We start from the raw sequence: 11,931 nt of genomic DNA, 5'->3' as shown, positions 1-11,931 counted from the left end.
GCGTCAAATAGGATATAGGCAGGAAGCTCAACGATTGGGAGGAATTGGTTCCTGTGGAAGAGAACTCTGTTGTTCTACATGGCTCACCGATTTCCGATCCGTAAGTACTTCGGCAGCCAGGTATCAGCAATTATCTCTGAATCCTCAAAAGCTGGCCGGCCAATGCGGAAAACTTAAATGCTGTCTAAATTATGAATTAGACATGTACCTCGATGTCTTAAAGGACTTCCCGGCCCAAGACAGCAAACTGTTTACTGAAAAGGGAATGGCCTTTTGTCAAAAAACAGACATCTTCAAAGGATTACTCTGGTTTTCCTATAAAGAAGACCCTGCCAATTGGCACACGCTAACCAAGGAACAGGTACATGAGATCTTGTTAAAGAACAAACAAAAAGAGAAGGTGGCAAGCCTGGAGATGTATGCCGCGAATAATCTTGAGGAAGAGCCAACTCTTTTTGAAAATACGGTGGGCCAGGATAGTCTTACCAGATTTGATCGTCCTAAGAACAACAACAGAAGAAAGAAAAACAAAAAAAGAAGAAAGCCACTAAAACCCTCTAACAAGAATGCCTAGATCTTATTTGTTAATGGTTGTCGCTGGCCTCCTGATTTATGGATGTGGGAAAGGACCAGTGTATTCCGAATTTCAGGCTCTGAAAAATGGAAGCTGGGACAGAAACATGATTAAAGAATTCAAGATCTCAGATCTGGAAGAAAACCAGGACTATGAAATGTTTATCAATGTCAGAAATGACAATACCTATCCATACAGTAATTTGTTTCTGATTACAGAACTGGAATACCCGGATGGGACCACTTACATCGATACATTAGAATACGCCATGGCCAATGCAGATGGAAGTTGGCTGGGAAAAGGAGTTGGAAGTATCAAAGAAAATAAATTATGGTATAAGGAAAACATCAATTTTCCCGTTAAAGGCGTATATATTATGCGCATTGAACATGCAATGAGAAAAAATGGCTCTGTTGATGGGATTGTCGAATTACCTGGCATTACAGATATCGGAGTGGAAATTGAAAAGAAATAAAACGAATGGCAAGCGCCCGCAAAAAACCCTCGAACACCTCATTTTATTCCTATATTAAATGGTTTTGGATACTATTCTTTTCAGGTGTCCTTTCTGTTTTAGCAGTATTTCTTTTAGCATCCTGGGGTGCTTTTGGAGAGATGCCCACCTTTGAACGGCTCGAGAATCCCAAAACAAATCTAGCCACAGAGATCATCTCATCAGATGGGGTTACTCTGGGGAAGTACTATCTGGATGACAACCGCACCCCAGTAGATTACAAAGAACTCCCTCAAAATTTAGTTGATGCACTGGTAGCCACGGAAGATGCTCGTTATTACGATCATTCCGGGATAGATGGCATTGGATTTCTAAGGGCTATTGCCTTTTTAGGTCAGCGTGGGGGTGCCAGTACAATCTCCCAACAATTGGCCAGGCAACTATTTGTAGGAGTTCGTTCTAAGAATTTGTTTCAGGCTGTTACTCAAAAGATCAAGGAATGGGTGATCGCAACCCGTTTGGAGCGCAGTTATACCAAACAGGAGATCATTGCCATGTATATGAACATATACGATTTTGGCTATAATGCAGACGGCATACGCTCTGCTTCCCGCATCTATTTCGGCAAGGAACCAAGGGATCTTAAAATTGAGGAGTCAGCTGTTTTAGTAGGGATGCTTAAAAACTCCTCCTTGTATAACCCTATCAGACGGGAAAAATTAGTCCTGGATCGCCGAAATACAGTACTCGCTCAAATGGAGAAGTACGACTTCATCAACGAAGAAGAAAAAGACTCGCTTCAGAAGACAAAAATGGACATCAATTTTAGTCCGGAGTCGCATCGGGAAGGGCTGGCTACGTATTTCAGAATGTACCTTCAGGGGTATTTGAACGACTGGATAAAAAAGAACCCTAAACCTGTGACGGAAGATGGGGATCGGGATACCTGGAATATTTATCTGGACGGACTTAAGGTATACACAACCATAGATTCCAGAATGCAAAAAAATGCGGAAGAAGCGGTTACGGAACACATGAAACGTCTCCAGGCAGAATTTTTTCATCAAAACACCCCAGACAGGAACCCAACAGCACCATTTTTAGATCTTGAAAGGGAAGAAATAAACCGGATTATGGAACGTGCCATGAAGAATTCGGATCGCTGGAGAAAGATGAGAGCCGCAGATAAATCAGAAAAGGAGATCAGAGCTTCATTCAATGAAAAAACTGAAATGACTGTATTCGACTGGAAAAGTGATACCCAGGAAAAAGACACTGTAATGACGCCTTTAGATTCGATTCGTTATTACAAGACCTTTCTCAGATCGGCCATGATGTCTATGGAGCCACAAACAGGTCATGTAAAGGCATGGGTGGGAGGATTGAATTACAAGCATTTTCAGTATGACAATGTGATACAGGGGGCGCGGCAGGCAGGATCAACTTTTAAGCCTTTTGTGTACGCCGCCGCAATCGATCAGTTACGCATGTCTCCTTGTGATCAATTACCAGATAGTCAATACTGCATAGAAGCAGGGAAACACGGAAATCCTGAGCCATGGTGTCCAAAAAATTCTGATGGCAGATACTCAGGAAACATGTTTACACTAAAGCATGCCCTGGCAAATTCTGTGAATACAGTAACCGCACAGCTTATAGATAAGGTGGGCCCCAAACCGGTAGTATCCATTGTTAAAAATCTGGGACTCACCGGAGAAATTCTGGAGGTGCCATCAATTGCCCTGGGAACAATTGATTTTAATGTTTATGAAATGGTTGGCGCCTATGGGACCTTTGCCAATCAGGGAGTCTATGTAAAGCCGGTAATGGTAACTAGGATCGAAGATAAAAATGGCACAGTCTTATTCGAATATGTGCCGGAAACCAAAGATGTCTTAAGTAAAGAAGTGGCTTATGCCATGATCAATCTTTTGGAAGGGGTTACCGAAGGAGGCTCAGGAACAAGGTTAAGACATACTTTTGCAAAGGACCAGGACGTGTATAAGGAGATCATTACAGGGTATCCTTATGAATTTACAAATCCAATTGCCGGGAAGACCGGTACCACGCAAAATCAAAGTGACGGATGGTTTATGGGAATGGTGCCAAACCTGGTCACCGGTGTATGGGTAGGTGGGGAAGAACGTGCCACTCATTTTAAAACCATCTACTATGGTCAGGGAGCCTCCATGGCATTACCTATTTGGGCACTGTACATGCAAAAAAATTACACAGACCCAGATCTTGGAGTATCAAAAGAAGAATTTATCAAGCCGGAAAAAATGACCATCAATCTGGATTGTTCAAAGTTGGAACAAGCGGTTGAAGAGGAAAACGACCTCGAAAACGACCTGGACGATTTAGATTTTTAATTCAAACAACACAAAACACACAGCCATCATATGATCCCAAAAAAAGTCGACGATGCAAAACAGGCCCTGTTAGGGGTTAAAGATGGAATGACCTTTATGCTGGGTGGATTTGGACTATGCGGGATCCCCGAAAATGCCATTGCAGAACTTGTAAGACTAGGGATCAAGAATATTACCTGTATTAGCAATAACGCAGGGGTGGACGATTTTGGTTTGGGTCTTCTCCTACAAAAACATCAGATAAAGAAAATGATCTCGTCCTATGTAGGGGAGAATGATGAATTTGAACGACAAATGCTCAGTGGGGAACTGGAAGTTGAATTAACTCCCCAAGGTACGCTGGCGGAAAAATGCAGAGCTGCTCAGGCGGGTTTCCCCGCAATTTACACCCCGGCGGGTTATGGAACTGAAGTAGCGGAAGGAAAAGAAACCAGAGAATTCAACGGGAAGATGTATGTCCTGGAATATGCCTACCAAGCCGATTTTGCCTTTGTAAAAGCCTGGAAGGGTGATGAGGCAGGAAACCTGATCTTTAAGGGTACCGCAAGGAATTTTAATCCTTGTATGTGTGGAGCGGCAAAAATAACAGTTGCTGAAGTAGAAGAGTTAGTTCCGGCCGGAGAACTAGACCCTAACGAGATCCATATTCCCGGAATTTTTGTGCAACGCATATTTCAGGGAAGCAACTATGAAAAAAGAATTGAACAACGAACTGTAAGAGCCCGAAACTAATGCTAGATAAGACCGGAATAGCGAAACGAATTGCCAAGGAAGTGCAGGATGGGTATTATGTAAACCTTGGTATTGGGATCCCAACCTTAGTAGCCAATTTTGTGCGAAGCGATATCAATGTTGAATTTCAAAGCGAGAACGGCGTTTTAGGCATGGGCCCTTTTCCATTTGAAGGGGACGAAGATGCCGATATCATCAATGCAGGGAAACAAACCATAACTACTTTACCCGGTGCGTCCTTTTTTGATTCGGCCCTTAGCTTTTCGATGATTAGAGGGAAGCATGTAGACCTGACTATTTTAGGAGCCATGGAGGTTTCGGAAAACGGGGATATTGCTAATTGGAAAATTCCCGGAAAAATGGTGAAAGGAATGGGGGGTGCCATGGACCTTGTAGCCTCCGCCGAAAACATCATCGTAGCTATGATGCATACCAATAAGGCCGGAGAATCTAAACTACTAAAGCGTTGTACCCTTCCACTAACCGGTGTGGGTTGCGTAAAAAAAATAGTGACCAATCTTGCCGTACTGGAAGTGGTCCCTGAAGGATTTAAATTGCTCGAAAGGGCACCTGGTGTTTCCGTTGAAACCATACAAAAAGCTACTGAAGGAAGGCTTCTTGTGAAAGGAGACATTCCTGAGATGAATATCTAAGCTTCTCATTTTTTAAGATTCACCACTTTTTTGTAAAGTTTAACAACAATTATTCGAAGAAATAATCGTTCTAGTAGTATTTTAGAGCACAAACGAAAATGGAATCCCCCATGTCTAATTTAAACCTAAACTGCAATGGACACCCAAACAAATCAGGCCTCTTCTAAAGAGAAGGTGCAGGTCTACCGAAATGATTTTTACAACGGTATTTTACGGCTGGCAAAAAAGCTATTTATGTTGTAGTACGATCAAAAATTTTATAAGAAAGGAGTAAAGCCGTTGGTTTTGCTCCTTTTTTTATTTTAGCTTCCGCATGAAGTATTGGGAAATGGAACTAAGCCTGCATAGATGTACATTAGAAGATCTGGATCAACTGGTCTTGATCTCAAGAACTACTTTCACTGAAGCATTCGCCGAACAAAATGATCCGGCAGATTTTGAACATTACCTGAATACCGCCTTAACTAAAGAAAGGATGGGTAGCGAACTCACACATCCCCATGCAACATTTTACTTTGTTTTTAAGCATAATGAGCTCGTCGGATTCTTTAAAATAAACGATGTAGAAGCACAAACAGATATTTTTGATGCGACCTCTTATGAATTGGAACGAATCTATGTGCTTACCCACTATCAGGGCCAGGGAATTGGGGATTGGATCATGGAGCAGGTTATTCGTTTGGCAAAAGAAGCAGAGAAACGCTTTATCTGGCTGGGAGTTTGGGAAAAGAATACAGCGGCTATTCGATTTTACGAGAAGAAAGGATTTATAAAATTTGGAAAACACCCCTATTATATAGGGAAAGACAAACAAATGGATTGGCTCATGAAACTAGATTTAACTACCTTGTAATACTCAACTACCACGTATGAAAAAAGCACTGCTTACACTACTTGCCTGTTGCGCAACACTTGTCACTTTCTCACAAGAGACCTCCTATTTTCCTCAAAGAAATGAGGTATGGGCCACCAAAACTCCTGAGGTTTATGCTATTGATAAAACAGCCATGGAAAAGGCGGTCAGCTTCGCCATGAATAACGAGTATACGGGTTCCCGGGATCTGCGGATCGCGATCCTAAAAGGATTTGAACGAGAACCTTTTCATGAGATCCTCGGACCCACTAAGAAAAGAGGAGGCCCTGCAGGGATGATTTTAAAAGACGGATACCTTGTCGCATCATGGGGGGAGACAAAAAGAGTAGATATGACCTTTAGCGTTACCAAAAGCTTCCTTTCAACCGTCGCAGGTTTAGCAGAAGACAATGGTATTATTGAGGACACTTCAGATAAGGTTAGCCAGTATATTTGGGATGGCACCTTCGATGGAGCACATAATTCAAAGATCAGTTGGGAACATCTCCTACAACAAAATTCGGACTGGTCTGGGGAGTTATGGGGCGGAAAAGACTGGGCAGACAGACCCCCTAGAGAAGGAGGACTGGATGATTGGAAATTCAGGAAGTTAAATGAACCAGGTACGGTCATGGAATACAATGATGTGCGGGTAAACTTACTGGCATATAGTCTTACTCATGTTTGGCGAAAACCGGTACCAGCGGTCCTGAAGGATCAAATTATGGATAGAATAGGAGCAAGCACTACCTGGCGATGGTTGGGCTATGAGAATGCCTGGACAGAAGTAGATGGTATTAAAGTAAAGTCTGTGACAGGAGGAGGGCATTCCGGGGGTGGAATTTTTATTAGTACCGAGGACATGGCCCGTTTCGGCTTGCTATTTTTAAACAACGGAAAATGGAAAGCGGAACAGCTGATCAGTGAAAAATGGATCGAAAAAGCCACTACGCCTTCTATTCCTAATCCAAATTACGGGTATCTGTGGTGGCTTAACACTAAAGGAGAACGTCATTGGGAAGGATGGTCCGCAGACTTGTACTACGCCGCAGGTTTTGGAGGAAATTTCATTGTGATAGACAAGGAGCACCGGCTTGTGGTAGTAACTAGATGGTTAGAGCCCAGTAAAATAGAGGAGTTTATGTCCCTGCTGTTAAAAGCGTTCTAAAAATCATATACTGTTGATGATTTCTGCGGCTTTTAACAAGGTATCGTCTGTTTTGGCAAAACAGAAACGCAACTGCTGCTGGTCTAACTGATCTACACTAAATACTGATATTGGAATACTGGCGAGTCCCTTCTCTTTGATCAAGCGGCTTGCAAAGTCTACATCTGCCTCATCTGTGATGTTGGAATAATCAAGTAGCTGAAAATAGGTGCCTCTGGTGGGGGAGCAATTAAATCTGGAAGAAGCGATAGCCTTTAAAAACAGATCGCGTTTACGCTGAAAGAAAGGGGATAGGCCCAGATAGTTCGAAGCCTCTTGAAGGTATGGGACAAGGGCCTTTTGAATAGGATGATTGACCGCGTAGACATTAAATTCATGAACCTTCCGGAATTCCTTCATCATTTCTGTGGGGGCTGCACAGTATCCCATTTTCCAACCGGTGACATGGAACGTTTTCCCAAAAGAGGCCATGACAAAACTCCTTTCTGCCAAATCGGGGTATTTAGAAACGCTTTCATGGCTATTCCCATCAAAGACCATATGCTCATAAACCTCATCACTAAGCACCATAATATTGGTACCGCGTAGACTGGCAGACAATTCATTCATATCTTCAGAGCTGAGGATACTCCCACTCGGATTGTGAGGGGTATTGATAATAACGAGTCGGGTTTTAGGGGTGATTAATGCCCTGAAAGCCTCCCAGTCTATCTTAAAATCCTTTCCCTGCATCTGGACATATACTGGAACACCACCGTTGATTTCAATCGCCGGTTCATAGCAGTCATAAGCCGGTTTAAAAATAATAACCTCATCTCCTTTGTGTACCACCGCAGTAATGGCTGTAAATATTCCCTGAGTGGCCCCGGCTACCATGATGATCTCCTTATCTGGCGAATAATGCTTTCCGTAAAGGTTTTCTATTTTATCGCTAATGACCTCCCGGAGAGAATAAATACCTTCCATAGGAGCATATTGATTGGCACCCTCTTTCATTGCTTTGGTAACGAGATCAATAAGTTTCGGATCGGTTTCAAAATTGGGGAAGCCCTGGGAGAGGTTCAGGGCGTTATGTTCTCTTGCCATTCTCCCAATGAGTGTAAATATAGAGAACTGACTGTGGGGTAGTTTGGAAATCAAAGGTGCTGTCAATAGAGCCTGTTTTTTGTTCTTTTAAAAGTAATGAAATTGTGAATAGTTAAAGCGTAAAAAACCCCTAACTACAAAAGATAGGGGTCTTAAAAAATGTTTGTGGAAAAGCTTACCCTTTTAAAGAGGCACTTAAATATTCGCGATTCATCCTGGCGATGTTCTCCAGAGAGATCCCTTTGGGGCATTCTATTTCACAGGCTCCGGTATTGGTGCAATTGCCAAAACCTTCAATATCCATTTGACGTACCATGTTCAATACTCTGTCTGTGGCTTCCACCCTTCCCTGGGGAAGTAAGGCAAACTGAGATACTTTGGCTGAGGTAAATAACATTGCACTTGCATTCTTGCAAGCGGCTACACAGGCACCACATCCAATACAAGCGGCAGCATAAAAGGAATTATCTGCGTTCTCTTTTTCAATAGGAATCGTATTGGCATCTATGGTATGTCCGGAAGTATTTACTGAAATATATCCTCCTGCCTGTTGAATCCTGTCAAAAGCGGTACGGTCTATTATTAGATCCTTGATAACCGGAAATGCTTTAGCCCTAAAAGGTTCTATGGTAATCGTATCACCATCTTTAAAGCTTCTCATATGCAATTGACAGGCAGTGATCATTCTATCCGGGCCATGAGGACGGCCATTGATCTGAAGGGAGCAGGTTCCGCAGATCCCCTCTCTACAATCATGATCGAACTCTATAGGCTCTTCGCCTTTAGTGATGAGATCTTCATTCAAAATATCTAACATCTCTAAAAAGGACATGTCTCCTTCGATCCCGTCCATGGGGTAGTCTACCATTTTTCCTTTAGAGGTGGCATCTTTCTGACGCCATATCTTCAAATATATTTTCATAGCTATTTATTTGTAAGAACGTGTCTTTAATTTAATATATTCATACTTAAGATCTTCCTTGTGAAGTTTGGCATCCTTGGGTTCACCATTGTATTCCCAGGCAGCCACGTATTTGAAGTTTTCATCATCTCGTAATGCTTCACCCTCCGGGGTTTGATATTCTTCACGAAAATGACCTCCACAGGATTCATTGCGTTCCAGGGCGTCCTTGGCAAATAATTCTCCTATTTCAAGAAAATCCGCTACACGCCCCGCTTTTTCCAATTCCTGATTTTTAGAATTCGGTTCTCCGGTCACTTTAACATTCTCCCAGAAATCTTTTCGCAAGGCAGCGATCTCCTTGATGGCCTCTTTCAGATCTTTTTCGTTTCTACTCATTCCACATTTATCCCACATGATCTTACCAAGTTTTTTATGGTAATAATCAACAGAATGCAAACCTTTACCGGACATTAATTTGCTGATCCTATCTGTTACATGCTTCTCTGCTTCATCAAACTCCGGACTATCGGTTGGTATTTTCCCTGTTCTGATATCATCCGCGAGGTAATCCCCGATAGTATAAGGGAGTACAAAATACCCATCTGCTAACCCTTGCATTAAAGCCGAAGCCCCAAGCCTGTTTGCTCCGTGGTCACTGAAGTTCGATTCCCCAATGGAGTAACATCCCGGAACAGTGGTTTGTAAGTTGTAATCTACCCATAGACCACCCATGGTATAATGTACCGCGGGATAGATCATCATAGGTGTCTTATAAGGATTCTGATCTACAATCTTTTCATACATCTGGAACAAGTTTCCGTATTTAGATTCGATCACTTCTTCGCCTAATTTTTTGATTGTTTCCGAATCCGGATCTTGGATCCCTGAGGTATAGGCTTTTTCAGTCCCATATCTTTCGATGGCTGCGGCAAAATCCAGGTACACTGCTTCACCGGTTTTATTCACCCCGTGGCCTGCATCACAACGTTCTTTGGCTGCACGTGAAGCCACATCCCTGGGGACCAGGTTTCCGAATGCAGGATATCGTCTTTCCAAATAATAATCCCTGTCCTCTTCTTTGAGTTCTGTAGGTTTTAGTTTCCCTTCGCGGATGGCCTTGGCATCCTCCAATTTTTTAGGCACCCAGATACGTCCATCATTTCTTAAGGACTCTGACATCAAAGTGAGTTTGGATTGGTGTTCTCCGGATACCGGGATACAAGTTGGATGGATCTGTGTAAAACACGGATTGGCAAAAAAGGCACCTCTTCGGTGCGTGCGCCAGGCCGCCATTACATTGGCTCCCATACAATAAGTAGATAAGAAAAAGAGGTTCCCGTAACCTCCGGTAGCGATGACCACTGCATGTGCAGAATGCCTTTCGATTTCACCGGTGACCAGGTTCCGCGCAATTATACCCCTCGCTTTTCCATCGATCTTTACCAGATCGAGCATCTCATGACGGGTATAAGACCGTATTTTACCGCGATGTATTTGTCGGTTCATAGCTGAGTATGCACCCAATAATAACTGTTGGCCTGTTTGTCCCTTGGCATAAAAGGTTCTGGAGACCAATACTCCTCCAAAGGATCTGTTGTCTAACAGGCCTCCGTATTCTCTGGCAAAAGGCACTCCTTGTGCTACACATTGATCAATGATGTTCCCGGAAACTTCAGCCAGGCGATATACATTGGCCTCCCTGGATCTATAATCCCCACCTTTAATGGTGTCATAGAAAAGACGATAGTCACTATCCCCGTCACCCTGATAATTTTTGGAAGCATTTACCCCTCCCTGAGCGGCAATGGAATGTGCTCTCCGAGGTGAATCCTGATAGCAGAAAGTTTTTACGTTATACCCTAACTCTGCCAGTGTTGCGGCAGCCGAACCACCGGCAAGTCCTGTGCCTACCACAATGACGTCTATGTTGCGTTTGTTAGCCGGGTTTACCAGGTCAATGTCGTTCTTATGTTGTGTCCATTTATCGGCCAGTGGCCCTTTTGGAACTTTAGAATCTAAAATGCCCATATCTTAATGTATTATAGGGTTGAAATGATGGTATAGTGCAATAAATACAAATCCCAGTGGAATAGCTATCGCGTATACCTTGGTAAAGAGTATTATGGAGGGAGAATATTTGTTATTAACCCCCATTGTCTGAAATGAGGAAGCAAAGCCGTGCCAAAGGTGCAGGGAGAGAAGCCCAAAAGATAATACATAGAGTGCAGTTCGCCAAAAAGGGGCAAATTTCTCTACGGTCTCCGCAAAATAACGAGTGGGATCCTCAGGATTCACCTCAACATATTTATAGGCCATTTCATGTACCCAAAAATCGTAAAAATGTAATCCTAGAAATGCCAGTACCACGGCACCTGAGTAGATCATATTCCTGGATACCCAGGAAGCATTGGCACTTCCCTTAAACTGTACGTATTTCACACCTCTTGCTCTATTGTTCTGGAGTTCCAGAATAATACCCATTACAAAATGCACAACCACACCGGCAATAAGGATGGGTTGCATCAGGAATTGTACCACGGGATTGTAGCCCATAAAATGGGAAAATTCATTAAAGGTCTCCGGCGAGATCACAGAGGTAAAGTTGATGGTGAAATGCAATGCCAGAAATAAGACCAAAAAAATACCAGAAAGGGCCATGACCACTTTTCTGGCAATTGAAGACTGTATGAGTTTACTCATTATCGAACAGATTTAAAGCAGCAAATTTACGGCAGAAGCCCATGAATAGCAAACTTCCCGGGCATTACTTGCAGGCCCTCCCAACTATTGTAAAAATTTCCTGCATAGTGTTTAAAAAAGTAGCTCTAAAAGTGAAAAATGAAGCCTAAGTGTTAAACAAAAATTTATGGAACCCCAAGGCAGCTGTATAGGTCTTTACCCCTTATTCTATTTTAAAGGGTAGTTTTTCCGTCGAACCATTCCCTTTTAAAACAACTTCATAGGAACCTTTTGGGAGGTAGGTTTTCCCGTTATCTGCAGTTTTTAGGGCCATTTTGTTCTTCTTTAAAAAAGCCGATTTTCCTGCTTTGGAAAAAGCCACATCGTAGGAAAGAACATTATATCCCTTATCGGCCTCCAGATCAAAACCACTTACCTCAATGCCGTCCAGGGTCA

Annotated in this window: 12 protein-coding genes; 7 read left to right on the top strand and 5 right to left on the bottom strand. The window is 42.8% G+C overall.

What is annotated here, in order from left to right; translation table 11 throughout:
- The 7 genes from WBM49_RS07390 to WBM49_RS07360 form a co-directional block, all read left to right on the top strand.
- A partial coding sequence (locus tag WBM49_RS07390; protein WP_424371419.1) for a PSP1 domain-containing protein occupies window positions 1-574 on the top strand: 574 nt, incomplete at its 5' end.
- A complete protein-coding gene (locus WBM49_RS07385; RefSeq protein ID WP_424371418.1) occupies window positions 567-1,049 on the top strand; it encodes a gliding motility lipoprotein GldH in 483 nt (160 codons plus the stop codon). The genes WBM49_RS07390 and WBM49_RS07385, both read left to right, overlap by 8 nt.
- Before the next feature lie 5 nt (window positions 1,050-1,054).
- Window positions 1,055-3,400 carry a penicillin-binding protein 1A gene (locus WBM49_RS07380; protein WP_424371417.1) on the top strand — a complete coding sequence of 782 codons (2,346 nt, stop codon included), beginning with the start codon at window positions 1,055-1,057 and terminating at the stop codon, window positions 3,398-3,400.
- A gap of 30 nt (window positions 3,401-3,430) precedes the next feature.
- Entirely contained in the window at window positions 3,431-4,132 is a 702-nt protein-coding gene (locus tag WBM49_RS07375; protein ID WP_424371416.1) for a CoA transferase subunit A, read from the top strand.
- On the top strand, window positions 4,132-4,785 hold the full coding sequence (locus tag WBM49_RS07370; RefSeq protein WP_424371415.1) for a 3-oxoacid CoA-transferase subunit B: 654 nt from the start codon (window positions 4,132-4,134) through the stop codon (window positions 4,783-4,785). Before WBM49_RS07375 ends, WBM49_RS07370 begins: the two co-directional genes overlap by 1 nt.
- 313 nt (window positions 4,786-5,098) lie before the next feature.
- A complete protein-coding gene (locus tag WBM49_RS07365) occupies window positions 5,099-5,638 on the top strand; it encodes a GNAT family N-acetyltransferase (protein WP_424371414.1) in 540 nt (179 codons plus the stop codon).
- A gap of 16 nt (window positions 5,639-5,654) precedes the next feature.
- Complete coding sequence (locus WBM49_RS07360) at window positions 5,655-6,806, top strand: serine hydrolase domain-containing protein (protein WP_424371413.1); 1,152 nt, start codon at window positions 5,655-5,657, stop codon at window positions 6,804-6,806.
- Window positions 6,807-6,809: 3 nt separating this feature from the next.
- Here the strand turns inward: WBM49_RS07360 and WBM49_RS07355 are convergent, their stop codons facing one another.
- From WBM49_RS07355 to WBM49_RS07335, 5 genes are all read right to left on the bottom strand, one after another.
- Complete coding sequence (locus WBM49_RS07355; RefSeq protein ID WP_424371412.1) at window positions 6,810-7,958, bottom strand: methionine aminotransferase; 1,149 nt, start codon at window positions 7,956-7,958, stop codon at window positions 6,810-6,812.
- A 109-nt stretch (window positions 7,959-8,067) separates the two neighbouring features.
- A complete protein-coding gene (locus WBM49_RS07350) occupies window positions 8,068-8,814 on the bottom strand; it encodes a succinate dehydrogenase/fumarate reductase iron-sulfur subunit (protein ID WP_424371411.1) in 747 nt (248 codons plus the stop codon).
- A gap of 6 nt (window positions 8,815-8,820) precedes the next feature.
- Entirely contained in the window at window positions 8,821-10,824 is a 2,004-nt protein-coding gene (locus tag WBM49_RS07345; RefSeq protein ID WP_424371410.1) for a fumarate reductase/succinate dehydrogenase flavoprotein subunit, read from the bottom strand.
- Between the two features lie 3 nt (window positions 10,825-10,827).
- A complete protein-coding gene (locus WBM49_RS07340; protein ID WP_424371409.1) occupies window positions 10,828-11,496 on the bottom strand; it encodes a succinate dehydrogenase cytochrome b subunit in 669 nt (222 codons plus the stop codon).
- A gap of 202 nt (window positions 11,497-11,698) precedes the next feature.
- A partial coding sequence (locus tag WBM49_RS07335) for a hypothetical protein (protein WP_424371408.1) occupies window positions 11,699-11,931 on the bottom strand: 233 nt, incomplete at its 5' end.

Source organism: Muriicola sp. (assembly GCF_049669965.1).
In the GTDB taxonomy this organism is placed as follows: Bacteria; Bacteroidota; Bacteroidia; order Flavobacteriales; family Flavobacteriaceae; genus Muriicola.
Note: the sequence above shows the minus strand (reverse complement) of the source record. Positions and strands in the feature narration are given on the sequence as shown.